Below are 26,054 nucleotides of genomic sequence, written 5' to 3'. Positions count from 1 at the left end.
ACTCTAACCGGATGGGATTGCGGGATTAGCTCCTCCAGGGTTGGCGGAATAGCTAATATTTGCTGCTGATCATAGTGTTTGAAAACAGGTTGTCTGATTGCCATATCTCATATATCTATACTTTAAATATATGAAAATCAGATTGTTAAAACAAATAAAACCATAGATAACTAATTGATTTTATAGCAATAAACCATTAATAATAAAAAAGAGGCTGATCATGATTTATGATACAGCCTCTTTTGCATTAAAGGCTGTAAGTATGTTTGAAGTTGTTGGATAAACAGCAAGACTTTATAAAATTGCTTACACTTTACTATATCTAAATAATAAAATGTCAAACTTATTTGACATTTGTAAAGTTTGTTTTACATTTGGTAATCAAACTTTACAACGATGAAAACACGCTTTTTATTTCCTACTAAGTTCAGATCAATTGGGTACATGCTTTTCGGTGTTGATATCCTTTATGCCATCATCATGAAAATTGCACACCCACACGGCTTTGCTCAAGAATTACGTGTAGCACAGCCCTTGTCCATGGCCATAGGCAACGATGTTAATATTCTGACGATAGTGATCGGGTTGTTTTTGATAGCATTCTCTAAGGAAAAGGATGAGGACGAACTGATATCGCAACTCCGTTTAGATTCATTGCAATGGGCCATATATGTCAATTTCAGCATCTTTATTGTTTCGGTGCTTTTTCTTCATGGCTTTCAGTTTTTGGAGGCTGTTGCTTATAATGTGATTACGCCATTCATCTTTTTTATAGGACGATTTAGATGGAAAATGTGGCGACTCAATAAGGGAATTACAAACGAAACGAGCAAAGCAATATGAAACCATTTGCTTTATTCCCCTATAAAAGTCGCTTTGTTGGCTATGCACTTATAGTTGCCCATATTCCTGTAAGGCTTATTTGGGAAGCCTTAAGTCCGGGTATTGACAAAAGCCACGAGTTGCCAGTAAATGCGGGCGATTCGTTATTATTCACCAGTGGGCACCTGTTTTTTATTGCCTCTACTTTATTAGTCTTAAGCGGTTTGTTCCTGGTGGCTTTTGCCAAAGAAAAGATTGAAGATGAGCAGATAACCCAACTTCGGCTGGAGTCATTACGTTGGGCTGTATATATGAATTATTTTATGTTGATAGCCAGTCTTTTTTTAACAAATGGGATAGATTTTATTGATATGTTACGTTTAAATTTATGGATTCCGTTGGTGTTTTTCATCATTCGTTTTCGCTGGAAAATGTGGCAGCTTAGCCGCTTACTTAAAAGGGAAGAAGAGCAATATGAAAAATAACATCCGTATTGAGCGGGCCATTAAAAACATAACCCAAGCCGATTTGGCCCAGGCTATTGGGGTATCGCGGCAAACCATTAATACAATCGAGAGCAACCGCTACGTACCATCTACCTTACTGGCCCTGAAAATAGCCCGTGTATTTGGCAAGCCGGTAGAGACTATATTTATATTAGATGATGAAGATTAATTAACCCTGATAACGATGAAAGATAAACCTGTGTTTGCCCCCGAACTGGCCATACCCAATGGCGTAAAAGACATTAGCTTTTATATTGATGCTTTTGGCGCAGAAGAACTCCGGCGTTTCAGCAACGATGATGGAACTATACATGTGTCGGAATTATCCATCAACGGAGCCATCTTTCACCTGCACGAACAAACGTTACACTCGGGCCTACATAGCCTGACAGGCGGCAGGCATTCTGTCGTTATTGGGCTGTTTGTAGCGGATGTGCATGCCGTTATTGAGCAGGCTGTTGCTGCCGGCGCAAAAACCACCTCGCCTGTGCAGGATTATGATTATGGTTACAGGCAAGGCGGCATTGAAGATCCATTTGGGCACCGATGGCAGATACAGAAGTCGATATAGAGTCAAGAAGTTAGAATCAAGAGATAAGACGAAAAACACAATCTTAAAATAAAAAACGCTATGGCAAACCAACCAACTTTTGGTAACGGCAAGATCTGTTATATCGAAATCCCGGCGAATGATGTCGCGGTATCAGCGGCTTTTTTTCAAAAAACGTTTGGCTGGCATATCCGGCAGGATAACCAGGGGAATGCCTCTTTTGATGATGGTGTGGGCCAGGTAAGCGGCATGTGGATAACCGGCCGCAAGCCCCAGGCAGAACCAGGCCTTATTATTTCTATTATGGTTGATGATGCCGAAGTTACCGTGGAAGCGATTGCAGCCAATGGCGGCAATATAGTACAACCAATAGGTAAAGATTTTCCGGAGATAACGGCACTTTTTACAGATCCGGCCGGGAATTTATGGAGCATTTATCAGCATAGAGGGTAGGAGAGAATCAAGAAATTAGAGTCAGGAATCAAGACAGGAGTTTTTGGGTAATAACAATTTTGCTTAATCTTGCATCTTGATTCTAACTTCTTGACTCTGACAATACATGCGTTTTGATATCATTTCTGTTTTACCGGGTTTACTGGAAAGCCCATTTGCACATTCTATTTTACAGCGTGCCCAAAAAAAAGGCATTGCCGAAATTCATGTGCATAACCTGCGCGATTACTCAACCAGCAAACAAAAAAGTGTAGACGATTATCCCTACGGTGGAGGCAGCGGCATGGTCATGACCATCCCTCCCTTTGCAGCCTGTATCGAAAAGCTAAAAGCCGAAAGGGAATATGACGAAGTGATATTTATGTCGCCAGATGGCGAACGACTTAACCAGGCCATTGCCAACCAGCTATCTATTAAAGGCAACATTATTATTTTATGCGGACATTATAAAGGGATAGACCAGCGCATCCGCGACATTTATGTTACCCGCGAAATCAGCATAGGCGATTATGTACTATCAGGCGGCGAACTGCCGGCAGCCGTTTTGGTGGATGCCATAGTGCGCCTCATCCCTGGCGTGCTCAGCGATGAAACCTCGGCCCTTAGCGACTCGTTCCAGGACGATATGCTGGATGCCCCGGTTTATACCCGCCCGGCCGATTGGAATGGCCACAAAGTACCCGATATCCTTTTAAGCGGCAATACTCCCGAAATTGAAAAATGGCGCTTTGAGCAAGCTTTGGAACGCACCAGGCTGAGGCGACCGGATTTGCTGGAGTGATGAGGTTGCATGACATGATTTCATTTAATGCTTATCCGCCCGGCAGGACAGGCACTCCGCCCAGAGATTATTTTTTTCGCGCCGGCGCTTAAAAATCAAGCAATTATCGATATTGCATGTGAATAGAACCCCGGCAAATGAAAAACTCTCCTGCGGTAACAGAAGCTGCGAAAATTGGTGGCAGCAGGCTAATCTCGGTTGATGCGTATCGTGGCTTTGTGATGATGCTGATGATGGGCGAAGCGCTGTCATTTAAGGAGGTGTATAGCAAGCTGCCCGGTAGTACGTTTTGGAGTATCCTGGCCTTTAACCAGGATCATGTTGCCTGGGCCGGCTGTTCGCTTCATGATATGATCCAGCCATCGTTTTCATTTTTGGTTGGCCTTGCTTTGCCTTTTTCCATAGCCGGCCGCATGGCTAAAGGTGATAAGTTCCCCGCATTGTTAAAGCATGCTTTGCTGCGCTCTGTGATACTTATTGCCCTGGGCATTTTTTTACGTTCTATGTGGTCTAAGCAAACGTATTTTACTTTCGAAGACACCCTAACCCAGATAGGCCTGGGGTACACCTTCCTGTTTTTACTTGGTTTTTGCGGGCAACGGATACAAATTATTGCACTTATTGTAATTCTTGTGGGGTATTGGGCTGCTTTTGCAGCATACACTTTGCCAGGCAGTGGCTTTGATTACGCTACGGCAGGTGTACCCCAAAACTGGGAACATAACTTTACTGGTTTTGCCGCACATTGGAATAAAAACACCAACCTGGCCTGGGCCTTTGACCGCTGGTTTTTAAACCTGTTCCCCCGCGAAGCCTTCTTTACCCACAACAATGGCGGTTATGCAACACTCAGCTTTATACCAACCCTTGGCACCATGATTATTGGCCTACTGGCTGGCAACCAACTGCGTAATGGCACTAAACCGTTTGTTTTGGTGTGCCGCTTTGTGATAACCGGGATTGGTTTAATAGCCGTTGCTGCCTTATTACATTTTACAGGCATAGCTCCTATTGTAAAACGCATCTGGACGCCCGGCTGGGTGTTGTTTAGCGGCGGATGCTGCTTTTTGCTGCTTTCCTTTTTCTACGGTGTTATTGATGCAGCAAGGCACAAAAAATGGCCGCTGCTGCTGGTGGTGATAGGCACAAACTCCATAGCGGCCTACGTGCTGGCCGATGGTTTTGGCTCCTTTATCAGGGAGAGTTTATATATTCACCTGGGCCGAAACTACGATATGATTTTGGGCGATGCTTACAGTACGCTCATTAAAGGCGCGCTTGTGCTGGCGATACAATGGCTTATCCTGTTTTGGATGTATCGAAAAAAAATATTCATTAAAATTTAGATAGGATTTTGGTGGTTGTCTGTGTTAATGAAACTCCTGCATGCACTGTGCGTAAGTAGCCCCAATGGGAATGCTGTGCTCGTTGATATTGATTTGCGCCCTGTCAAATCTGCTGATTTTATCGCGGGCTACTATAAAGGCCCGGTGCGTACGGATAAACTTTTTGGCAGGCAGCATCAGCAACATATCGGTAATGGTTATCCTGCTACTTAATGAGCTGCCGCCCTGCAGGTATATTTTGGTATAGTTGCCGGCCGCTTCAATAAATAAAATGTCGTTCAGCTTAACTTTAATTTGTTCGTACCCATCTTTTATAAATATAGCTGCTGTCTCCTCTTCTCCTCCGCCGGGTTTGCTGCGCAAAACGTACAACTCGTGGGCTTTATTACAGGCCTTTAAAAAACGGGGCAACGAAAACGGTTTCAGCAGGTAGTCCACGGCATCCAGCTCAAAGCTTTTTACAGCATGTTCAGAGTAAGCCGTTGTGAAAATAACCATCGGCGGGTTGGCAATACTGCTTAAAAAATCTATTCCGCTAATGTCGGGCATTTTAATATCAAGGAACAGCAAATCTGTTTTGTTTTTTTGCAGATAGATTAGCGCATCAAACGCATTGGTAAATGTTTCCTGCAATTCAATAAAAGGAACTTTGGCCGCATGCGCCTTTACTACATCAAGGGCTATGGGTTCATCATCAATGGCAATAGCTATCATCCCTTAAAATTAATTATTAATATCCAGCTGTATAGTTAGGTGCATAAAAAACTCCTTGGCGTTCTCATGAATAACCAAATCGTGACGGTTTGGATAAAGCAGCGCAAGCCGTTGTTTTACATTCTCGAGCCCAATGCCGCTTTGCCCTTTCTCGGGGTCGTTATCATGGCGTATGTGGATGCTGTTGTGCACATCAAAGTAAAGCGTGTTGCTATCGGTTTGCAGGGTAACTTTTATATGCGATGGGTTTTGCAGGCTTATGCCATGTTTAAAAGCATTCTCCACAAACGGAATCAACAGCATCGGGGTTATCATGAGCATGCCCTGGTAGTCTTCAATCTGGGTTTCAATAATGATAGATGATGAAGCAGATGTACGCAGCTTTTGCAGCAGGATATAATTTTTAAGATAGTCGATATCCCGCGATAATAGGATTTTGTCGCGTACGTTTTCTTCCAGCATAAAGCGCATCATGTCGCCCAGTTTTTGAATACCTTCACTGGTACGCTCGGCATTTTCCTGCAGGGCAGTGCCATACAGCGTATTCAACGCGTTGAATAAAAAGTGCGGGTTGATTTGCGATTTTAAGAAGTTAAGGTTGGCGTCGGATTGGCCAAGTTCGGTTTTAAGCGTTTTAATCTCCTCATCCTTTTTGGCGTTGCGCTTTTTATAAATATTGCGGGCCAGCGGCATTACAATAAACAACTGTGTTAAAAAATTTAGAAAAACCAACGTAGCGATGTTTTCAGCGTCGCCAATATTAATAACCAGTACAAATATAGCGGCCGGCCTGGTTAATCCGTTTCCTCCTTCAAAGGCCAGGCAAATGAGATACAACACCAGCGATGACAGTAAAGCAAGCAGGAACATGCGGAAGAAATAATAGAGGATATTCTTGTTCTTTAACTTCTCGTTTGGCAGCAGCACATACATAGCATATAGATATAATACAACTGCAGCCGCTGCATCGAACGAAGCATAAATTCGCAGGGTAGTCGGTGTTGATAAATACAGTAAGCCAACATTAATTAATATCCATGATGCGGTAAGTAAAGCAGCTTCAAAATATAAAGCGCTATCCCTGTTTTGGCGATTGCGGTTAAAATAAATGAACAGTATTTTAAGGGCGAGTAAAGCCGTGAAATATATACTTATAATACCCGCTAAATAACAGAGCACGATAAAAATAAAAATAAACAGGGAGCCTTTTAATGTATCTCCGCCATCGCCCTCAAAAGCAGGGGCAAGGTAAAAGCAAAGCAGCATATAAATGATAAATGTTACCAGGTAACTAAACAATACGGGCATAAGTGTGGTACTTAATGTTGCGGGAGCAACAAATTGCTGCCCCGCCCGGAGCATGTTATTCGCTGTTATTTGGTTATCCCTCAAAATATCAAATATCGAAAGCAGCAGCGCCGCTATAATGCAGCCGGTTACTACCCAAAACTCAATCCGGGTTACATCGTTTTTAAACTTAAAGGTTATTTGCTTAAACATTGCTTGTGTGATTTAAGGTATATGTGTTTACAGGTACAATGGTACAAAAGCTATTTGTCCGAATAATTAAAATGTGATAAACCACCCAAAAAATGTGACGAATGCTGTCACGAAGAGGCTTCTGAGCCGCTGCGCTTATTATTGCCCACATGATATTCTAAATCCCCGGCTCCATTTGGTGTAATATTTACACGCCTGGAAAATCTCTTAAAGCGCTGTTAATCATTAGTTAACATTTGGAACTGGGAAAAAGATGTTTATTTTTTTATTTCCCTAAAAATCAGGCATAATTTTATTTAATTTGGTTTCATAACCAATTATTATCCGGCACCTATTTGCCGATAAGTTAACATCTATTTTATTTCATGCTAACAACATAAGCGTTTTTTTGCACAAAAATATCGTTGGCTAATATTCTTTGGGCCGGCAATAATCTTACACAAAAGGGTATAAAATTAAATCAACACTATGAAAAAAAACTACAGATTCATTTTAAGGCTATTTTACGACGCTCGGCAAGTAGCCGGGCTGCTGCTTTTTATGCTGATAGCCTCTGCAAGCGCATTTGCGCAAAGCACCTCAATCAGGGGTACCGTTACCGATGAAACCAATGCTCCCCTGCCCGGTGTTGTGGTAACTGTAAAAAGTACAGGCAAAGCTACAACAACTAACAGCAACGGTGTTTACCAGGTAACCGTAAGCGGCGCCGATGACGTTTTGAAGTTTACGTTTTTAGGCTCGGTACCTAAAGAAGTAACCGTAGGTAGCAAAACGGTTGTAAATATTACTATGGTAACCGATATCAAGCAGCTTAAGGACGTTGTGGTTATCGGTTATGGCACGGCAAGCCGTAAAGATGTAACCGGCGCTATTACATCGGTAAAAGCCGAAGATTTTAACGCGGGCGTTTTAACTACTCCCGCCGAACTTTTACAAGGTAAGGTAGCTGGCTTAAACATTACCAAAAGCGGCGACCCTAACAAACAGCCTGCAACTATTTTAAGGGGACCATCAACCCTGCGTGAGGGTGCTGCGCAACAGCCATTTTATGTTATCGACGGTGTACCTGGCGCTTCTATCGATCTGCTTGCGCCGGCGGATATTGAAAGCATTGATGTGTTAAAAGATGCGTCGTCTACAGCTATTTACGGTTCACGTGCTGCAAACGGTGTAATTATAGTTACTACCCGCAGGGCCAAAGCCGGGCAAACAAGGTTAACTTACAGCGGTTATGGTGCTGTTGAGAACGTATCAAAAAACATTGACGTACTTACCGGCGATCAGTTGCGCCAATACCTGGCCGACAATGGTGTAAAAGCATTGGCCAAGCCTACTGATGATGACGGTTCCAATACCAATTGGCAAAAGCTTGCCGAAAGAACAGGTTATTCTCAAAACCATAACCTTTCATATGGCGGCGCTGGCACCAATTCGGAGTATGGCGCAAGTGTAAACTATATGAAAAACAATGGTATACTAAGAAATACCAGCCTTGAGCGTACTATTTACAAAGGTTATATTAACCAGCGGTTTTTTAATGATCGTTTAAAACTGGGCATCACCCTTACCAACAGTGTTACCAAAAACAACGATATATTTCAAAGCCAGGTGTTATCGGGTATTTTATTCTACCTGCCAACGGTTAGCCCCTTTAACCCCGATGGTACCTACAAGGAAAACTACTCCCGTACTGGTAGTGGCCCGTTAAACCCGCTGAGCTTAATCAATAACAACTTCACCAAAACAGAGAATAACAAAACGCTCATCAATGGTTTTGCCTCTGTGGATATATTAAACGGGTTAAAGTTTACCATATCTGGGTCAACGCAAAAAGAACAAAACAACGTCAATACATATTCTACAAGCCAATCGGGCATATATGTTAACGCAAATGGTGTAGCTGTACGCAGTGCTTACACTAATACAAGCAACGTTGTTGAGGCTTATTTTAACTATGATCGTGTTTTTGGTAAGCACTCGCTGAAGTTATTAGGCGGTTACTCTTATCAGCAAGATCGTAATAATGATGGATTTGGTGTGCAAACTCAGGGCTTTTCAAATGATGCTTTAACTTATAACTTCCTGGCCCTTTCTAATCCCACCCAGCTTTCGCAAATAGTTTTCAATCCTAACTATATCTCAACTTTGAGGTTCATATCATTTTACGCACGTGGCCAATATGAATTTTCGAATAAATACCTGTTTCAGGCTTCACTCAGGGAAGACGGATCATCGGCATTTGGTATTAACCAGCGCCATGGTTACTTCCCGGCTGTTTCTGCAGGATGGAAGATCACTAACGAAGAATTCATGAAATCTATTCCGGTTATCAGCGACCTGAAATTAAGGGCTGGTTACGGTGTATCAGGTAACAGTTTAGGCTTCGACGCCTTTACCGCGAGGTTAATTTACGGTGTTCCTCCGGGCGGCGGTAAATTTTTAAGCAATGGTAATATTGTTAACCCTATTGGCCCTGTACGTAATGATAACCCCGATTTGAAATGGGAAAGTACAGCAACCACCAACATTGGTTTGGATTTCGGGATCCTGAACAACCGTATCACCGGTTCGGTTGATTACTATATCAAGAAAACATCCGATCTGATCTACACTTACCCGGTATCAACCACATTGTATTTCTATCCATTCTATACGGCTAACGTAGGTAAAATTAAAAACAGTGGTATCGAGGTTGTTATCAACGCAGTGCCGGTAAAAACACGCGATTTTACCTGGCGTACTTCATTCAACGTTTCGCATAACAAAAACGTTGTACAAAGTTTATCAAACAGCCAGTTTGGCCTTAACTTTATTCAAACAGCCCAGTTAGGCGGTAAAGGTCAGTCAGGTAACTACAGCCAGATCATTCAGCCTGGCTATGCTATTGGTACGTTTGACCTGTGGCATTATTTAGGTAAAAACGCTAACGGCGTAAGTACCTATCAAAAGGCCGACGGATCAACAACCGCTACCCAACCGCTTACCTCCGATCAGTTTATTAAATACGATGCGCAACCTAAACTGATTTACGGCTGGAGCAATAGTTTCTTCTATAAAAACTTCGACCTAAACTTCCTGGTACGTGGTGTATATGGAAACAAAGTATTGAACGCAACCCTTGCCTCGCTAAACAACCCGGCCGACTCAAAATTGCAGAATATCCCTACGTTTACGTTAGGCGAATCATTTAAGGATATCAATGCGTACCTGATCTCTGATCGTTTCCTGGAAAGTGGTTCATACCTGCGTTTAGATAACGCTACTTTGGGTTATACCATTAAGCCACATATCCAGGCCTTTAAAAGCCTGCGTTTTTATGCATCGGGCAATAACATTTTTATCATCACCAAATACCGTGGCGTTGATCCCGAAATTAATATTGGCGGCCTGACCCCGGGTATCGATAATCGCGATTTCTATCCTAAAACACGCACGTTCAGCTTAGGCATAACTGCACAATTCTAAAAAATAAGAAGGAGATAAAAAGATGAAAAAGATATTAATAATATGTGCCGCAATTGCCGTGATCATGAGCACATATTCATGTACAAAATTAGATGTACCTGTTGAATCACAATACGTAAAAACAAATTTCCCGGTTACCGATGCCGATTATACTGCATTGCTGGGCACTATTTATTCAAACCTGTCTGCAAGCTACGCGGTGCCTTACTGGCGTATGCAGGACATGTCTACCGATGAGGCCATTTTGCCTGCCCGCGACGGTAACTTTGACGATGGCGGCCAATACAGGCAATTACACTACCACACCTGGACTTTTGACCACCCCAACGTAATAGGTGTTTGGCAATGGGGTTTTGGCGGTATCAACACCTGTAACCGTATCATCAGCGTAATTAACGCGTCATCATCATCGGCTACAAAAAAAGCGGCCTCTGTTGCCGAAGTTAAAGCAATGCGCGCCCTGTACCTTTATTTTATGATGGATTTGTACGGCAACGTACCTATCATAACCGATTTTCCGGTAACTGTACAGCCCGCTAATCAGCCGCGAGCCAAGGTGTACGCGTTTATTGAAAGCGAACTTAAAGCCGTTTTACCTTTATTGCCGGCTAAAAGTAATAACGGACCAACAAACGTATCGCAATATGGCCGCCCAACAAAAGGTATGGTGTTTGCCTTGCTTGCAAAAATGTACCTCAACTCCGGCGTGTATACTGGTACCACCCGTTACCAGGAAACCGTTACCATGTGCGATAGCGTACAGGCCAACACCAACTATTTCCTGGATGCTAAATACAGGGACATATTTTTGCCAACAAATGGCCCTGCAATTAATGAAACCATATTTGCAGTACCTTACGATCAGCAAATACCGGGCAACCAGTTTACCCGTTTTGGTTTCTTTTACTACCTGGTTAATGCATACGGCTTTAACGTGGGTTTAAGTATTGCCATGAGCACTACGCCCGAGTTTTACAACCGTTTTAACATTCCGGGCGACGACCGTACCAAAACATGGCTTGCTGGTCCGCAATATTATCCGGATGGTAACGGCGGCTTTACCAATCAGCCGGTTTACTATCCTGTGGGAGCTGCGGGCGTTCCGCCAAACACACAAATTAACATCATTCCCACTTTAACCTTAACAGGATTGAAGCCAATGGATTTGGGTAATGATGTGCTTACTTCGCAATCAGAAGGGGTACGTTCACTAAAATACTACCCGGATGTTAACATCATTCAGGCAACCCGGTTAAACAGTAATGATGTACCGGTATTCCGTTTGGCTGATGTTTACCTGATGAAAGCAGAAGCTATATTACGCGGGGCAACGCCAACTACCATAAACGGCGAAGTGCAAATCCCGCTTACATTGGTAAATAAGCTGCGTACCCGTGCCCACGCGCAGGTAGCCTCGTCAATTGATTTGGATGGCTTGCTGGATGAGCGCGCACGTGAGCTTTCATGGGAAGCATGGCGTCGTAATGACCTGATCCGTTATGGTTTGTTTGAAAAAGAGTATCCGCTGCCGGTTGCCGGTGGTAAAACGGATGACCTGAAAATGAACACCGATCCTACCCGCAGGTTATACCCAATTCCATCAACCGAATTAAAAACAAATCCTAACCTGGTGCAAAACCCTGGTTATTAATATTTGTTAATGATAATAAGCGCAAGGACATGTCTTTTGCGCTTATTTCATTTTAATTTGATAGCTAAATAATATAATACTATGAAACTCATTAGCGGCTTACTGTTTAGCCTTTTATTCCCCCTAACCGTTTTAAAAAACGATCCGGATGATATTACCATCAACAAAATACAGGTGATCGGATCGCACAACAGCTACAAGCGGGCCATCGATCCCAAACTGTTTAAGTTTTTGCAGCAACGCGATTCTGTTGGTATGAGTAAAATTGATTATGAACACATCGGTCTGTCAGATCAGCTTAATTTGGGCCTTGGCGCTCTCGAGATAGATGTTTATGCCGATGCCAAAGGTGGCAAATATGCCCACCCGAAAGGATTGGACTGGGTACCTGGCCAGCCGGCTTATGATACCGAAGGCGTAATGAAAGCTCCCGGCTTTAAGGTTTTTCACGTGCAGGATATTGATTACCGCAGTAACTGTTTAACCTTTAAACTTTGCCTGCAGGAGTTAAAAAAATGGAGTGACGCCCATCCCGGTCATAGCCCTGTTTTTATTACCATGAACGCTAAGGATGAGCCGATGAAGAAGCCCGGCTTTACCATCCCCGAAAAATTCAACGCGGCCACATTTGCTGCATTAGATAAAGAGATTTTAGATTACCTGGGCAAACAATACGTAATAACCCCCGACGATGTAAGGGGCAAATATAAAACCCTTGAAGCGGCGGTATTGCACAACAACTGGCCAACGCTTAAAGCAGCCAAAGGGAAGTTTATATTTATCCTGGATGAAAAAGGCAAAAAAAGAGCTACCTACATTGCCGGCCACCCATCGCTAAAAGGCAGGGTATTGTTTGCAGATGCTATGCCCGGCACTCCTGAAGCCGCTATCCACATTATGAACAATGCTAAAAAAGACCTTGTTGCAATAAAGACACTGGTAAAAAAAGGCTACATCATCCGCACCCGTGCCGACTCGGACACCGAGGAGGCCCGTAACAACGACAAAAGCGCATTTACCGCCGCGCAAAAATCGGGCGCACAAATCATCAGTACCGACTACTACAAAAAAAGCACTCACTTTAAATCAGATTACGTGATCAGTTTTGCTGATGGCACCTATTTTAAAGTTGATCCGTTGTTTAAGGCAACGGCGGCAGTTGGTGGAAAATAACAAGCCATTAAAGTAGTGATACATCAAAGGGTTTAATGGAGTCTGGAGGTAACTAATCGAAAACTGAAAGCAATATGTATTAGATGGAAAAGGATCTTTAGATAACTTAGGATCCTTTTTTGTTAGAGAAATATATTTTTGATGTGTAAATAGCTAATTAGAACAACATGGTTATACGCTCAAAGGGTCTGATATTCTATTTACTTTTTAATGTTTTAATAATATATTTGTAGTATAAGGATAAGATAAATGAAACTGGTAATTGACATAGCTGATAACAAAGCCGACGCCTTTCTGGAGTTGCTTAAAGGCTTTTCTTACGTAAAAGCCAAGCATCTGTCTGCTCCCGATGCTGAGGTACTGGAAGAGTTAACTCATCTTAAAAAAGCGTTGGCTCTTGCTGAAAAAGTAAAAGCGGGCAAGATCAAAAGCCGTCCGGCATCCGAACTATTGAATGAGCTATAGTGTTCGTACCATCCAGCCGTTTGACAAACAGTTTAAACGGTACTTGAAAAAATACCCTTCGCTTAAAGTTGAACTGACAATACTAATTAACAAACTGGCAGAAAACCCTGAACTTGGTACAGCCATTGGCCATGATTGCTATAAAATCCGGATGGCAATTGCGTCTAAGGGCAAAGGCAAGGCTGGTGGCGCAAGGGTGATTTCGTGTGTTGTAGTTAAAAAAGAAGAAGTTTACTTGCTTTATATGTATGATAAATCTGAGCAATCGACAATCACAGATAAGGAGTTGTTACAGTTATTAGATTATATTCTTTAGTTCTCGTTTTACGCATTTTCGGAGACGGTTGTGAATTACAACACGATAGCCGTGTTGCTTTGGACGGACGTATAACTGCCTTTCTGAAATAATTATCCACCCCCCTGCAACGATTTTCTGTTTACCGCTGTCTTATCTACATAAACCAAACAAAAGCATCATGAAAACATATATTCTCTCGGCATTACTTGCCTGCCAAACCATAGCGGCTATAGCGCAGGATAATGACGGCAAAACCCCATACCTAACCAAATCGCTCGCAAGCGATGCCATCAGCAGCGTTGTGGTAAACACATCGGCCGGTGGTATTGAAGTAAGCGGGCGCACCGGGCAGGCACCAAGGGTTGAAGTATACATCAGGGGTAATAACGGCCGCGATCTATCTAAAGAGGAAATAAAAAAACGCCTTGATGAAGATTACGACCTAAGCGTAACCGTAACCGGACACGAAGTACGTGCCATAGCCAAAAGCAAGCATGAAAACCAAAGCTTTAGCTGGAAAAAGTCAATCAGCATATCGTTTAAAATATTTGTTCCGCAACAGGTTGCTACCAATCTGAAAACAAGCGGTGGCGGCATCCGTTTGGATAACTTAAAAGGCAATGAAACATTTACCACCAGCGGCGGCGGTTTGGAAGTTGACAGGCTTTACGGCACCATCAAAGGCACCACATCGGGCGGCGGAATAAGGGTTACCAACAGCGGCGATAACATTAACCTGCAAACAAGCGGTGGCGGTATTGAGGCTAAAAACCTTACAGGTAAAATCAGCCTGGAAACATCTGGAGGTGGCTTGCGCCTCGAAAATTTAAATGGTACAGTAAATGCCCATACCAGCGGCGGCGGTGTTGAAGGCAGCAATATTGAAGGCGAGCTGGTTACCAGTACATCGGGCGGCGGCATCGACCTTAAAGGTATGAACTGCAGTCTTGACGCATCAACAAGCGCCGGCAATTTGCGTGCGCAAATGGTTAAAGTAGGTAAGTTCCTGAAACTGGATGTAAGCTCGGGCAATATCGATTTGCAGCTGCCTGCAAACCAGGGCCTCAGCCTTGATATCCGTGGCGATGCCATTAACCAGCACCCATCAAAAATAAATGGATTTACCGGGCAGTGGGACAACGAACATATCAAAGGCACTGTAAACGGCGGCGGCGCACCGGTAACGGCCGAAGCTTCTAGCGGTAACGTTAGTGTAAGGTTTAACTAAGCAAACAAACCAATCAACCATATAGTGGAAGCTCAGGGCTGGAAGGTCAGGGGCTTTTTTTGTGTTTAGAGAAAAGTAACAGCTTTGCTCCGGTTTTCAAAAAGATGTTTTCCAAAGGAGCATGTTATAAGTTCACCCACGTGTATTTTGTATATCAGTTGCCCCGTACTGCCTCAATAAAGTTTCTATTTCGGGATGGTAACCCATCGGATAAAAAAGATGGAAGGATCGGCGCCGCCGGATGGCATGCCAGAATAAACGCGAACATGATCAACGGCCATCAGGATCATGATGCCTCCGCGTAAAATATCTATGGAGTGGATACGCGCGCTGTTTGCCGGGGATATTTCAGAATTGATCATTGTCAATGCTTGCTAAGTTGACGTATAAATATCTGAAAAACAGGTGGTAGAGAAAAAACGCTTCAGGGATATTTATAGACAAGCATGACGTGTTCAGGTTAGCGTAAGATTCGAAATGTCCGCAGTTTGCTACTATCGGATCGGGACGTAGTTTGATTCGAACTTCCGGGCCGCCAAGGGCTTCTGAATTTTCAGCCGGTAGGTCTGCCACACTCAATGTAGGCTTATAACAAAAAAAACTTTTTTATTTGCTTTAATCGTTTAAAGTGCTACATTTGAATTCAATTCCAATTTAGCCCAATTATAATACCTGTATTTCTGTGAAAAAAGTGGTCCTGAAAGATATCGCCCAGCATGTTGGTGTTTCCACCGCACTGGTTTCGTATGTTTTAAACGGACAGGCTGTAGAAAAACAGGTAAGTAAGGAAAATGCCGAAAAAATAAGGCTTGCAGCTATCGAGCTCAATTATCAGCCCAACCAGGTAGCCAAAAGCCTGCGTATGCAAAAAACACACACTATTGGGCTGGTGGTGGCCGATATTAATTACAGGTTCAGTACCGGCATTACCCGCGCCATTGAAGCCGAAGCCAAACGCCTAAAGTACACCGTAATTTTTGGCAGCACCAATGAGGACGCCGATAAATTTGTCGAGCTTACCAATGTGTTGGTTAACCGGCAGGTGGATGGGCTGATACTGGTGCCCGGCGAGCAATCACAGGAGCAGATCTTGATGCTTCAGCGTTCTGGAATCCCGTTTGTATTGATAGATAGGTATTTCCCGGAGATAGATGCCAATTACGTAGCCCTGGATAATTATAAGGCCGCATACGATGCTACCACCTACCTTGCCCGCACCGGCCATAAAAAGATAAGTTTTATTAACCTGGAAACTAACCTGTTTCATTTACAGGAGCGTAACCGGGGATACCTGGATGCCCTAAAGGATAACCACCTGGAGCAACGCCCGGAATGGCTGCAGAAAGTGAGGGGAAAATTCCTGAACGAGGATATGGAAGGGGTGATAAAAAGTATCACGAACCCTTCCGATAGCTGCGACGCGGTGTTCCTGGCTACGGATACTTTATCCATTGCTGCGTTAAAACGGTTTAACACGTTAGGCGTAAAGGTTCCGGAAGATATTTCCTTATTAAGTTTTGACGAGGCCGACGCGTTCGACCTGTTTTATTGCCCCGTTACCCATGGGCGGCAGCCACTGGAAGAAATGGGGAACGCCGCGGTTAATACGCTGGTTGGCCTTATTGATAAAAAGAAGATCCATAAACGACTTAGTTTTAACTCCACGTTTGTGGCCGGAAAATCATGCCGGGAACGATAATTTTTTTTGCCCCGCCACCTTAAACGATTAAAGCAAATTTTAAACCAAAATATAAACCCCAAAATAAAACAACCTGATATATGAACATAACTATTACTCATTACTTTAATCGATTAAAGTGCAATTCTCCTTAATAAAACCAAGCTTAATGAGATGATTATGAAACCAAAATTTAAACCCAAATTAGTATGAAAAAATTTTTAACCATCATTCTTATGCTTTGTTACGCCGGGGTGTATGCCCAGCAAAAGCTGGTAACAGGCACCGTAACCGAAAAGGACAGGGGAGCACCTCTGGCAGGGGTTACTGTAAAAACAAACAGCACAAGCGCCATCACTGACGTTAATGGGAAATTCAGTATTTCGGCTGCTTTAAATTCAACAATTACATTCTCATACGTGGGGATGCAAACTTTTACTTACACCGTTAAAGCAGGTAACTATCCGGTTTTGGTTGCCCTTGAGCCTCAATCGGGCAACCTGAACGAGGTGGTGGTAACCGGTTACCAAAGCCAGAAAAAGGCCGATTTAACAGGCGCCGTGGCGGTTGTGAAAATGACCGACATTAAAGACATCCCGCAGGGAAGCGCTACCAAAGCTTTACAAGGCCGGGTGCCAGGTGTGTACATTACTACCAACGGATCGCCCGAAGGCGGCACCACAGTGCGTATCCGTGGTATAGGAACGCTGAATAATAACGATCCGTTATATGTAATTGACGGTGTACCTACAACCCGCGGCCTGGAAGAGATAAACCAAGCGGATATTGAATCGATGCAGGTGCTGAAGGATGCGTCGTCGGCAACTATTTATGGGTCAAGGGCGGCCAACGGCGTAATTATTGTAACTACCAAAAAAGGCAAAAGGGGCGTTAGCCGCATTGATGTTAACGCGTCATCGTCCTTACAGTATTACAACAGTAAGCTAAAAGTGCTAAACACACAGCAGCATGGCGAAGCCTACTTTAAGGCATCTATTAACGACGGTACCGACCCCAATAATAACCAGATATACCAGTTTGACTGGAATAAGGATTTTGCTAACCCGTTATTAAACAAAGTAATACTGCCCGATTTTATTGACGGAGCCAAAACCATGAAGCCCGCGGATACTAAATGGTTTGATGAAATTGGACAAACATCCCTGCTGCAAAACTATAACGTAGCCTTTAGTAACGGCGGCGAAAAGGGCAACAGCTTTTTTTCGGTAGGTTATTACGATAATAAGGGGATTGTAAAACAAACCCATACTAAAAAAGCCACCATTCGTTTAAATTCCGATTACAACTTTTTTAACGGGCGCTTAAAGGTGGGCGAGAACTTTAACCTTTCGTTTATTAACGATCGCCTTATTGATGTTAACGGGGTGCTGTTCACGGCCCTGGTGCAAAACCCAATTGTGCCGGTATATACAATTACCGGCGGCTGGGGCGGCCCGGCTGCCGGGATGACCGACAGGCAAAACCCGGTAAGATTGATACAGGACAACAAACAAAACCAAAGCTATTTTGGCCGCATAACAGGCAACGCCTTTGCGGATCTGGCCATACTACCCGGCCTGCATTTTAAAACCACCTACGGGGTTGATTATGATGGGCTGTACCAGCGTACCCTGCGTAAATCCTACGTTTCAGGTTTCCTTACCGATCCTTCAAACCTGGTTGCCAACTCGCAAAACTTTGATGGTAACCTCATCTGGCAAAATACATTTACTTATGATCTCAACCTTAAAAGACACCGCGTAAATGTGTTGGCCGGGCAGGAATCTATCCACTACATGAACCAAAACTTTACAGGCAGCAGGCAGGGTTATGCTTTAGAGGATATCAATTACGCATACCTTGATGCAGGTTCGTCAAACATCCTTAACGGGGGTAATGGCGGGGCATATTCACTCCTCTCCTACTTTGGTAAGGTAAACTATACTTTTGATGATAAGTACCTGACCTCTGTTACTATCCGCCGCGATGGTTCATCGCGCTTTGGCGCCAACAACCGCTACGGTACATTTCCATCTGCAACGGTGGCCTGGCGTTTAAGCCAGGAGGAATTTATCAAACAGATTCCCGCTATCTCTGATCTAAAACTGCGTTACGGCTACGGGCAAACCGGTAACCAAACCATAGGCAATTACGCCACCAATTCGCTTTACGCGGCTATTTACGGTACTGTTCCAACATTTACCGCCGATAGGGGCACCGCCTATGACATTACCGGCGCAGGCACCGGAACATTGCCATCGGGCTTTGTCAAGATCCAGGAAGGCAACAGCTCACTGAAATGGGAAGGCACAAAGGAATCCAACTTTGGTATCGACATTGGCCTGTTCGATCAGAGACTATCCGGATCGGTCGATTACTTTGTGAAAAAGACATCTGATATCCTGATCACGCCCGGTTACCTGGCTGTAATTGGCGAAGGTGGTACCAAAACCTTTAATGGCGCATCTATGCAAAATAAGGGTATCGAGGCTCTGGTAACTTATGATGGTCAGATCAATAAAGACCTGAACTTTACCATCAGCGGTAATATAGCAACCTTCCGCAATAAGGTAACTTATATACCATCCGAGGTGATCACGGCCTACCCGGGTAACGGCACTACGCAAACCATTATCGGCCACTCCATCAACTCTATTTATGGTTACGTGGCCGATGGTTTATTTACCAGCCAGGACCAGGTAACCAACTCCGCCGCGCAGCCGGGCAAGGGCATTGGCCGCATCAGGTATAAAGACCTTAACGGCGATAATGTGATTGATAATAACGACCGTGATTTTATAACCAGCGGCAATCCCGATTTCACTTATGGATTAAATTTCAACCTCTCGTATAAAAACTTTGATGTAGCCTTATTTTTCCAGGGTGTACAGGGAATCCAGGTTTACAACTCGTACAAAAACTATACAGATTTTACTTCCATATGGCCAGGTACCAACTGGGGGCAAAGGGTGTTAAAGGCATGGTCGCCAACCAACACCGGCTCAACTATACCGGCATTAACATTGGTCGACAGGAATAACGAGGCGCGCACATCTAACTATTACCTGGAGAACGGGTCGTATATGAAGCTGCGCAATTTACAGATAGGTTATAACCTGAAGGATGCCCTTAAAAAGTTTAAAGTACAGCGGGCAAGGATCTACCTGCAGGCCAATAACCTGTTTACCGTAAAAAGTAAATCGTACACAGCCACCGATCCCGAAAATCCATATGGCGCGTACCCTATCCCCGCTATTACATCCATCGGGTTAGATCTTTCATTTTAACTGTAAAACTCAACAACATGAAAAAATATTTATTACTGATAGCCTGCCTGCTTGGGGCGCTTGCCTCCTGTAAAAAGGCGCTTGACGAACAGCCACAGGGCGTAATTGCCAGCGAACAATTAAACACACCGGTGAATGTAGAAAAGATGGTAACATCGGCGTATGCCGCGCTTGGCAACGAAAACCTGCATACATCAAACAGCCTGTGGCCATGGGGCAGCATGCGTAGCGGCGACGCCTACAAAGGCGGCGACGGGGTTGGAGACAACAGCGAATGGAACGATTACGAAACCTTTGTAACCAACCAAAACACCAATGGCCTTACCGACCAGATGTGGGCGCAGATATACAATAATATAGCCCGGGCCAACAATGCCCTGCTGCGCGTAAATACCATTAGCGAAGCCGATTATCCGCTTAAAAGATCAAGGCAGGGCGAACTGCGCTTTTTACGGGGCAACCATTACTTTATGGCCAAAATACTATGGAACCAGGTACCTTACATTGATGAAAACGCGCCAACCGATACCTACATAACCATATCAAATACGGCCCTAACAAGCACCCAGCTTTGGGACAAAATAGCTGCCGATTTCAGGTTTGCGGCAAACTCCCTGCCTGCTACACAAGTAGACAAGGGCAGGCCCAATAAATACACCGCACTGGCCTACCTGGCCAAAACATTGCTGTACCAGGCCTATACCCAGGATGATAAGCATACTGTAACCGGCATCGACCAGGCTAAATTAAACCAGGTAGTTGGTCTTTGCGATAGCGTGATCAGCTTTAGCAGATACGCCCTGGCCGGCGATTTTGGCGATAACTTTTTGGCCGCTACAGAGAACGGCCCTGAGTCGGTTTTTGCTATCCAATATTCTAAAAACGATGGCACACCGTTTGGTCGGATAGATATGGGGCATTCGCTTACCTATCCCATGAATCCAGAATATGGCTGCTGCTGGCAACATATACCAAGCCAGGACTTGGTAAACAATTTTAAAACAGATGCCGACGGGCTGCCCCTGTTTACCGGCTATAACAACACCGATGCCACCAAAGCGAGCGACTTTTTAAATCAAACGTTCGATCCAAGGCTTGACCATACGGTTGGTATCCCCGGCCATCCCTTTAAGTATGTGCCTACTTTTGTATACCAAACTTCATGGGCACGTGCACCAGCCATTTACGGGCCTTTTACCAGCATGAAGGATGATGCCGCGGCAAATGACCCGTCATTCCAAAAAATACCGCCCTTTATGTCAAGCTCCAAAAACTGGGAACTCATCAGGTTTGCAGATGTGCTGCTTTGGAAAGCCGAAGCACTTATAGAACTGAACCGCCCGTTGGAAGCCTTGCCACTTATTAATATGATAAGGCAGCGTGCTGCCAACAGCACGGCCAGGTTAAAACAGGCGGATGGATCATTTACATCCAGGTATAAAGTAACAACTTATCAGCCTGGCATCAACTGTACCTGGACACAGGATTACGCCCGTCAGGCCCTGCGCAAGGAACGTCGCCTGGAGTTTGCCATGGAGGGTAACAGATTTTTTGACCTGGTAAGATGGGGCATTGCCGATACCTACCTGAATAGTTATTTTACATCCGAATCTACCAAACGTACTTACCTTAAAACTGCTAAATTTACCAAAGGCAGGGATGAATATTTACCAAAGGCAGGGATGAATATTTACCAATCCCGCTAAACCAGATCAATTATAGTAAGGGATTATATAAGCAAAATCCAGGCTTCTAACCAAAACAATATGAAACTAAAATCCAATGTCCTGTTAATAGCGGTGGTTGCAGCAACCGGCGGTCTGTTGTTCGGCTTTGATACCGGGGTTATTTCAGGGGCATTACCTTTTTTAAAACAATACTGGCATCTTAGTGATGCCAGTATTGAATGGATAACTACTACGGTGCTCATCGGTGCGGTTATAGGGGCCATTACCAGCGGGAAGCTATCCGACATCATCGGACGTAAAAAAATGATCATCATCAATGCCATCATTTTTACTGTGGGGGCATTGGGCTGTGCTTACGCCCCAAGTGTGTTGGTATTGATAGTTATGCGCATCATCATCGGCTTTGCCATTGGCATTACATCGTATGTGGTACCCATGTACATTTCCGAAATATCACCCGCGCGGGTAAGAGGGGCATTAGTTACGTTAAACCAGCTAATGATAACCTTGGGTATCCTGCTGTCATACATTACAGATTACTGGCTATCAAACGATAGTAATAATGAAAGCTGGCGCTGGATGTTCCTGGTTGGTTTTGTGCCTGCGGCCGTGCTACTTTTCGGAATGTTCTTTTTACCTGAAACCCCGCGCTGGCTTATCAGTAAAAACCGCTGGGACGAGGGTAAAAAGATAATCCTGAAACTGGAGGATGCCGATATGGTAGATAAGACGCTGGCCGACCTACAGGATGAGATCACCACATCATCCAAACTTAAAGTATCTGCCGGCGAAATACTAAAGCCCTGGTTACGCGCGCCGCTTATCATCACCATTGGTATTTTCTTTTTTCAGCAGTTTTCGGGGGTTAATACCATCATTTATTACTCGCCCATTATTTTTAAAATAGCGGGTATGGTAAGCAATACGGCAAGCATCATCCCGGCTATAATTATAGGTGGGGTAAATGTACTGGCATGCCTGCTTTCGGTATTCTTGCTGGATAAAGTCGGCCGGCGCAAACTGTATTTTGTCGGCATCTTTGGCATGATCCCTTCACTTGCGCTGCTGGGCGCTTGTTTCCATTTTAAAGAAGCGTTGGGTGCAAGTCTGCCCGTTTTCGCAGTGCTCAGCATCGTTTGTTATATCATTTTTATAGCCATAAGCCTGGCGCCGCTTGGCTGGCTGCTTATCTCCGAAGTTTTTCCGCTTAGCGTGCGCGGCGTGGGCATGAGCATAGGCTCGCTGGCACATTGGGGCTTTAACGCTGTTATAGCCTTTACATTTTTAAAACTGGTAAACCACCTCGGTATCGATTATACCTTTTGGAGCTATGCCCTCATTTGCGTTGTCGGTGCTGTATGGGGATATTATTATATTCCCGAAACTAAAGGAAAATCGTTGGAGGCTATTGAAAATCATTGGCGCAATGGCGATAGCCCGAAAGAAATTTAACCTGATTATTTATCCAAACATCATATGAAAAAAATACTATTCGCGTGCTTGTTGTGTACCACAGCATTCATATCCAGGGCACAGTTAGGCGTTAAGTACGATCCGACAGTTCAATCAACCAAAAGCATGCAGTACTTTAAGCCCAAGGGCAACCTGTTTGTGGGCGATTGCATACCCTTTTCAAAAGATGGGGTTTATTATTATTACTGGCTGCTTGATTCGGCACACCATAAAAGTCTGAACGGTTTGGGCGGCCACCAATGGGCGCTCAGCAAATCGTCTGATTTAAAAAACTGGCAGCAATTCCCTTTAGTGCTTAAAATAGATGAGCCCTGGGAAAAATCCATTTGTACAGGTTCGGTGGTGTTTTACAAAGGCAAATACTACGCCTTTTACGCAACCCGCCTGCTTAATGAGGGCAAGGTGAACGAGCAGTTAAGCTATGCCATCAGCAACGATGGCGTAAACTTCGAAAAGCAAAAGCCCAATCCTTTTTATACATCGGCCCCTGGCTACAGCAAGCGCGATTTTAGAGACCCCAAGGTTTTTGTAGACGAGAAAACCGGCGAGTTCCATTTGTTTGTATCCAGCTGGCAGGAAAACACGGTAATGAAAAACAACGGCGGTGCCCTGGTACACTTATCCTCCAAAGATTTGAAAAACTGGACCGTTCACGAGCCTATCCTTACCGGGCAGGCTTCAACACCAGAGTGCCCGGATTACTTTTTCTGGAAAGGCTGGTACTACCTGGTTTACAGCGATAACAGTAATACATCATACGTAAAATCAAAAAAACCATACGGGCCCTGGGAGGCACCGCGTTACCAGGCCCTGAACGAAGATTGGTCGAACGTGGTTAAAACGGGCGAATTTAAAAACGGCAGGCGCATTGCCGCCGCCTGGGTACCCAACCGGTTTGAAGGTAAAGACAACAACGGCGAAATTTTTGGAGGTAACTCCCTGTTCAGGGAAGTTGGACAGGAATCCGATGGTACCCTCACCACCAGTTTTCCGGCAGAGATGGTCCCCGAAACTATGACGCCGGTGGATCTTAAAATTATAAGCGACCAGCAATCTTCATCTGGCGATAACAACAGCGTAACCATCAAATCGCCGGGCGGTGTTGGTTCGGCACATATCGAAAACGTACCGCTTAATTGCCGCATCACGCTCGAGATTGAGCCAATTGGTGCAAGCGAAGAATTTGGGCTTTACCTGCGCTCGGGCGAGCGTACCGAGGGGGGGTACCGACTCAATTTTTCGGCCCCTAATAAAACGGTAAAGCTGGGCAATACCACTATTGAGGGTGTTGATGGCTTAAGTAAACCCATCAAAATAGATATTGTAATGAAGGATGGGATCATTGACGTGGATGTAGACCATAAACGTACCATTGTTAACCGCACTTATGAACAAAACGGAAATTTTGCCTGGTTTTATGCCAAGCATGGCAAAGTGAATTTTAAATCAATCACCGTAAGCCCTCTTAAACAAGATTAACATATATATATGCTATTAGGATTTGATATTGGTGGTACAAAGTGCGCGGTAATATTAGGTAAGGTTGCCGATAATGACGAGCTTATCATTGTTGACAAACGGGTTATCCCCACAAATAAACCCGTTTATGAAATGATAGACCTGTTGTTTATAACAGCAGAGTATTTATTGTTTGAGCACCATTTTAACACCGGCGATTTAAAAGGTATAGGCATAAGCTGCGGCGGACCGTTAAGCAGCAAAAAGGGGTTAATATTATCGCCGCCAAACTTAATTGGCTGGGACAGGGTCCCTATTGTAAAAATGGCCGAAGAAAGGTTTAAAGTAAAAACTCTGCTGCAAAACGATGCCAATGCCTGTGCCGTTGCCGAGTGGAAATATGGGGCGGGAAAAGGTATCGATAACCTCATCTTTTTAACTTTCGGTACCGGGATGGGTGCCGGTTTAATTCTGAATGGCCGGCTTTATTCGGGCCCATCCGACCTGGCTGGCGAGGTTGGTCATATCCGGTTATCAGAAACGGGGCCGGTTGGCTTTGGCAAGGCAGGTTCATTTGAAGGTTATTGTAGTGGCGGTGGTATTGCCCAGTTGGGGCAAATCAAAGCCCGCGAGAAACTCCAGGTTGGCCAAAAGGTTGGCTTTTGTAACAGTATTGACCAATTGCCAAACATTACGGCAAAAACTATAGCCGAAGCAGCCCTTAAAGGCGACGAGGCCGCTATTGACGTTTACCAAACCTGCGCAACATACCTCGGCCGCGGCCTGGCCCTGCTTATGGATATCCTTAATCCCGAAATGATTATCCTGGGCAGCATTTACGGCCGTGTGCAGCAGTTGCTTGAACCGGTTATGATGGAAGTGATTAAAAAAGAGGCCTATCACGAATCGGTGGAAGCCTGCCGGATAGTGCCTGCCGGACTTCATGAAAATATAGGAGATATGGCGGCCCTTTCATTGGCATTAATAAGCAAGGACGTGTAAAATTATCGCTCCTCCATTAAAAAACAATCGCCTCGTTCTTTATACTACGTTATTGGTTAATGTATTTGCTCTTAAAACTCAACAGCCGTAGGCGACGGCTGTTGAGTTGGTTATAAAATTTAACATTTTAGTCCATTTTTATCCTGCTGCAATAACGATACTTGAACCGGTTGGATATTCTGTGGGAGGGCCGACCGAGTAATTCCGTATGATCTGTAGCGATCACTAGTTGTAGGCAGGTAAAAAAGGTAAACAGAACCGTAAACAAACTAAAAAGAGCATATCATAAAAGGCCAAAACCAACTATGATATGCTCTTAATCACTCTTTTTCAAGTCGGGATGAGAAGATTCGAACTTCCGACCTCCAGCACCCCATGCTGGCGCGATACCGGGCTACGCTACATCCCGAACTGTTTTTAAATAATGAACGACTCCGATCTTCCCGACTTCCGGTCGGGACGCGATACCGGGCTACGCTACATCCCGAACTATGTAGGGAATGCAAATATATATAT

General features: G+C 44.3%; 22 protein-coding genes and 1 tRNA gene. 19 read left to right on the top strand and 4 right to left on the bottom strand.

Annotation, left to right across the window (positions count from 1 at the left end):
• Window positions 1-396: 396 nt before the first annotated feature.
• From AC1DV1_RS28805 to AC1DV1_RS28775, 7 genes are all read left to right on the top strand, one after another.
• Window positions 397-843, top strand: a complete 447-nt coding sequence (locus AC1DV1_RS28805) for a hypothetical protein (RefSeq protein WP_477367341.1) — start codon at window positions 397-399, stop codon at window positions 841-843.
• On the top strand, window positions 840-1,307 hold the full coding sequence (locus tag AC1DV1_RS28800) for a hypothetical protein (protein ID WP_477367338.1): 468 nt from the start codon (window positions 840-842) through the stop codon (window positions 1,305-1,307). The genes AC1DV1_RS28805 and AC1DV1_RS28800 overlap by 4 nt, the downstream gene beginning before the upstream one ends.
• Complete coding sequence (locus AC1DV1_RS28795) at window positions 1,297-1,497, top strand: helix-turn-helix transcriptional regulator (protein ID WP_477367335.1); 201 nt, start codon at window positions 1,297-1,299, stop codon at window positions 1,495-1,497. The genes AC1DV1_RS28800 and AC1DV1_RS28795 overlap by 11 nt, the downstream gene beginning before the upstream one ends.
• 15 nt (window positions 1,498-1,512) lie before the next feature.
• On the top strand, window positions 1,513-1,899 hold the full coding sequence (locus tag AC1DV1_RS28790; protein ID WP_477367332.1) for a VOC family protein: 387 nt from the start codon (window positions 1,513-1,515) through the stop codon (window positions 1,897-1,899).
• A 60-nt stretch (window positions 1,900-1,959) separates the two neighbouring features.
• Window positions 1,960-2,331, top strand: coding sequence for a VOC family protein (locus AC1DV1_RS28785; protein ID WP_477367329.1), 372 nt, complete (start codon window positions 1,960-1,962; stop codon window positions 2,329-2,331).
• 106 nt (window positions 2,332-2,437) lie between these two features.
• Window positions 2,438-3,112 (top strand): tRNA (guanosine(37)-N1)-methyltransferase TrmD, encoded by a 675-nt coding sequence (trmD, locus tag AC1DV1_RS28780; protein WP_477367326.1) that lies wholly within the window; start codon window positions 2,438-2,440, stop codon window positions 3,110-3,112.
• Window positions 3,113-3,249: 137 nt separating this feature from the next.
• Window positions 3,250-4,458 carry an acyltransferase family protein gene (locus tag AC1DV1_RS28775; protein ID WP_477367323.1) on the top strand — a complete coding sequence of 403 codons (1,209 nt, stop codon included), beginning with the start codon at window positions 3,250-3,252 and terminating at the stop codon, window positions 4,456-4,458.
• Window positions 4,459-4,482: 24 nt separating this feature from the next.
• Here AC1DV1_RS28775 and AC1DV1_RS28770 read toward each other — a convergent pair whose 3' ends face one another.
• A complete protein-coding gene (locus AC1DV1_RS28770; protein ID WP_477367319.1) occupies window positions 4,483-5,172 on the bottom strand; it encodes a LytR/AlgR family response regulator transcription factor in 690 nt (229 codons plus the stop codon).
• A 9-nt stretch (window positions 5,173-5,181) separates the two neighbouring features.
• Complete coding sequence (locus tag AC1DV1_RS28765; RefSeq protein WP_477367315.1) at window positions 5,182-6,672, bottom strand: sensor histidine kinase; 1,491 nt, start codon at window positions 6,670-6,672, stop codon at window positions 5,182-5,184.
• Between the two features lie 468 nt (window positions 6,673-7,140).
• Here AC1DV1_RS28765 and AC1DV1_RS28760 point away from each other — a divergent pair, with 468 nt between their 5' ends.
• The 6 genes from AC1DV1_RS28760 (at window position 7,141) to AC1DV1_RS28735 (ending at window position 14,952) form a co-directional block, all read left to right on the top strand.
• Entirely contained in the window at window positions 7,141-10,137 is a 2,997-nt protein-coding gene (locus tag AC1DV1_RS28760) for a SusC/RagA family TonB-linked outer membrane protein (protein ID WP_477367312.1), read from the top strand.
• 22 nt (window positions 10,138-10,159) lie between these two features.
• Window positions 10,160-11,788, top strand: a complete 1,629-nt coding sequence (locus AC1DV1_RS28755; protein WP_477367309.1) for a RagB/SusD family nutrient uptake outer membrane protein — start codon at window positions 10,160-10,162, stop codon at window positions 11,786-11,788.
• 81 nt (window positions 11,789-11,869) lie between these two features.
• Entirely contained in the window at window positions 11,870-12,961 is a 1,092-nt protein-coding gene (locus AC1DV1_RS28750; protein WP_477367306.1) for a phosphatidylinositol-specific phospholipase C1-like protein, read from the top strand.
• Between the two features lie 249 nt (window positions 12,962-13,210).
• Window positions 13,211-13,426, top strand: coding sequence for a hypothetical protein (locus AC1DV1_RS28745; RefSeq protein WP_477367303.1), 216 nt, complete (start codon window positions 13,211-13,213; stop codon window positions 13,424-13,426).
• Complete coding sequence (locus AC1DV1_RS28740) at window positions 13,416-13,742, top strand: type II toxin-antitoxin system RelE/ParE family toxin (protein ID WP_477367300.1); 327 nt, start codon at window positions 13,416-13,418, stop codon at window positions 13,740-13,742. The genes AC1DV1_RS28745 and AC1DV1_RS28740 overlap by 11 nt, the downstream gene beginning before the upstream one ends.
• Before the next feature lie 160 nt (window positions 13,743-13,902).
• Window positions 13,903-14,952, top strand: a complete 1,050-nt coding sequence (locus AC1DV1_RS28735; RefSeq protein WP_477367297.1) for a DUF4097 family beta strand repeat-containing protein — start codon at window positions 13,903-13,905, stop codon at window positions 14,950-14,952.
• Between the two features lie 185 nt (window positions 14,953-15,137).
• Here the strand turns inward: AC1DV1_RS28735 and AC1DV1_RS28730 are convergent, their stop codons facing one another.
• Complete coding sequence (locus tag AC1DV1_RS28730; RefSeq protein WP_477367294.1) at window positions 15,138-15,314, bottom strand: hypothetical protein; 177 nt, start codon at window positions 15,312-15,314, stop codon at window positions 15,138-15,140.
• A gap of 320 nt (window positions 15,315-15,634) precedes the next feature.
• On the opposite strand from AC1DV1_RS28730, the gene AC1DV1_RS28725 reads away from it, so the two are divergent.
• The 6 genes from AC1DV1_RS28725 to AC1DV1_RS28700 all read left to right on the top strand — a co-directional run bounded on the left by AC1DV1_RS28725 (window position 15,635) and on the right by AC1DV1_RS28700 (window position 25,538).
• On the top strand, window positions 15,635-16,651 hold the full coding sequence (locus AC1DV1_RS28725; RefSeq protein WP_477367291.1) for a LacI family DNA-binding transcriptional regulator: 1,017 nt from the start codon (window positions 15,635-15,637) through the stop codon (window positions 16,649-16,651).
• A gap of 188 nt (window positions 16,652-16,839) precedes the next feature.
• A complete protein-coding gene (locus tag AC1DV1_RS28720) occupies window positions 16,840-19,917 on the top strand; it encodes a SusC/RagA family TonB-linked outer membrane protein (RefSeq protein WP_477367288.1) in 3,078 nt (1,025 codons plus the stop codon).
• A gap of 17 nt (window positions 19,918-19,934) precedes the next feature.
• Window positions 19,935-21,623 carry a RagB/SusD family nutrient uptake outer membrane protein gene (locus AC1DV1_RS28715; RefSeq protein ID WP_477367285.1) on the top strand — a complete coding sequence of 563 codons (1,689 nt, stop codon included), beginning with the start codon at window positions 19,935-19,937 and terminating at the stop codon, window positions 21,621-21,623.
• 60 nt (window positions 21,624-21,683) lie between these two features.
• Complete coding sequence (locus AC1DV1_RS28710; protein ID WP_477367282.1) at window positions 21,684-23,057, top strand: sugar porter family MFS transporter; 1,374 nt, start codon at window positions 21,684-21,686, stop codon at window positions 23,055-23,057.
• A 24-nt stretch (window positions 23,058-23,081) separates the two neighbouring features.
• Complete coding sequence (locus AC1DV1_RS28705; protein WP_477367279.1) at window positions 23,082-24,557, top strand: family 43 glycosylhydrolase; 1,476 nt, start codon at window positions 23,082-23,084, stop codon at window positions 24,555-24,557.
• Between the two features lie 9 nt (window positions 24,558-24,566).
• Window positions 24,567-25,538 carry an ROK family protein gene (locus tag AC1DV1_RS28700; RefSeq protein WP_477367276.1) on the top strand — a complete coding sequence of 324 codons (972 nt, stop codon included), beginning with the start codon at window positions 24,567-24,569 and terminating at the stop codon, window positions 25,536-25,538.
• Between the two features lie 335 nt (window positions 25,539-25,873).
• Here the strand turns inward: AC1DV1_RS28700 and AC1DV1_RS28695 are convergent.
• Window positions 25,874-25,947: transfer RNA gene (locus AC1DV1_RS28695), tRNA-Pro, on the bottom strand.
• Between the last annotated feature and the right edge of the window lie 107 nt (window positions 25,948-26,054).

The sequence above is a fragment of the Mucilaginibacter sp. P4_D1 genome, assembly GCF_056401935.1.
Note: the sequence above shows the minus strand (reverse complement) of the source record. Positions and strands in the feature narration are given on the sequence as shown.

Bases quoted from the DNA above. Each gene is read 5' to 3' on its own strand.
- AC1DV1_RS28750 (WP_477367306.1), top strand. From the start codon at position 11,870: ATGAAACTCATTAGCGGCTTACTGTTTAGCCTTTTATTCCCCCTAACC.
- AC1DV1_RS28805 (WP_477367341.1), top strand. From the start codon at position 397: ATGAAAACACGCTTTTTATTTCCTACTAAGTTCAGATCAATTGGGTAC.
- AC1DV1_RS28765 (WP_477367315.1), bottom strand. From the start codon at position 6,672: ATGTTTAAGCAAATAACCTTTAAGTTTAAAAACGATGTAACCCGGATT.
- AC1DV1_RS28710 (WP_477367282.1), top strand. From the start codon at position 21,684: ATGAAACTAAAATCCAATGTCCTGTTAATAGCGGTGGTTGCAGCAACC.
- trmD (WP_477367326.1), top strand. From the start codon at position 2,438: ATGCGTTTTGATATCATTTCTGTTTTACCGGGTTTACTGGAAAGCCCA.
- AC1DV1_RS28760 (WP_477367312.1), top strand. From the start codon at position 7,141: ATGAAAAAAAACTACAGATTCATTTTAAGGCTATTTTACGACGCTCGG.
- AC1DV1_RS28785 (WP_477367329.1), top strand. From the start codon at position 1,960: ATGGCAAACCAACCAACTTTTGGTAACGGCAAGATCTGTTATATCGAA.
- AC1DV1_RS28720 (WP_477367288.1), top strand. From the start codon at position 16,840: ATGAAAAAATTTTTAACCATCATTCTTATGCTTTGTTACGCCGGGGTG.
- AC1DV1_RS28795 (WP_477367335.1), top strand. From the start codon at position 1,297: ATGAAAAATAACATCCGTATTGAGCGGGCCATTAAAAACATAACCCAA.
- AC1DV1_RS28790 (WP_477367332.1), top strand. From the start codon at position 1,513: ATGAAAGATAAACCTGTGTTTGCCCCCGAACTGGCCATACCCAATGGC.
- AC1DV1_RS28755 (WP_477367309.1), top strand. From the start codon at position 10,160: ATGAAAAAGATATTAATAATATGTGCCGCAATTGCCGTGATCATGAGC.
- AC1DV1_RS28740 (WP_477367300.1), top strand. From the start codon at position 13,416: ATGAGCTATAGTGTTCGTACCATCCAGCCGTTTGACAAACAGTTTAAA.
- AC1DV1_RS28770 (WP_477367319.1), bottom strand. From the start codon at position 5,172: ATGATAGCTATTGCCATTGATGATGAACCCATAGCCCTTGATGTAGTA.
- AC1DV1_RS28775 (WP_477367323.1), top strand. From the start codon at position 3,250: ATGAAAAACTCTCCTGCGGTAACAGAAGCTGCGAAAATTGGTGGCAGC.
- AC1DV1_RS28700 (WP_477367276.1), top strand. From the start codon at position 24,567: ATGCTATTAGGATTTGATATTGGTGGTACAAAGTGCGCGGTAATATTA.
- AC1DV1_RS28730 (WP_477367294.1), bottom strand. From the start codon at position 15,314: ATGATCAATTCTGAAATATCCCCGGCAAACAGCGCGCGTATCCACTCC.
- AC1DV1_RS28800 (WP_477367338.1), top strand. From the start codon at position 840: ATGAAACCATTTGCTTTATTCCCCTATAAAAGTCGCTTTGTTGGCTAT.
- AC1DV1_RS28735 (WP_477367297.1), top strand. From the start codon at position 13,903: ATGAAAACATATATTCTCTCGGCATTACTTGCCTGCCAAACCATAGCG.
- AC1DV1_RS28745 (WP_477367303.1), top strand. From the start codon at position 13,211: ATGAAACTGGTAATTGACATAGCTGATAACAAAGCCGACGCCTTTCTG.
- AC1DV1_RS28715 (WP_477367285.1), top strand. From the start codon at position 19,935: ATGAAAAAATATTTATTACTGATAGCCTGCCTGCTTGGGGCGCTTGCC.
- AC1DV1_RS28705 (WP_477367279.1), top strand. From the start codon at position 23,082: ATGAAAAAAATACTATTCGCGTGCTTGTTGTGTACCACAGCATTCATA.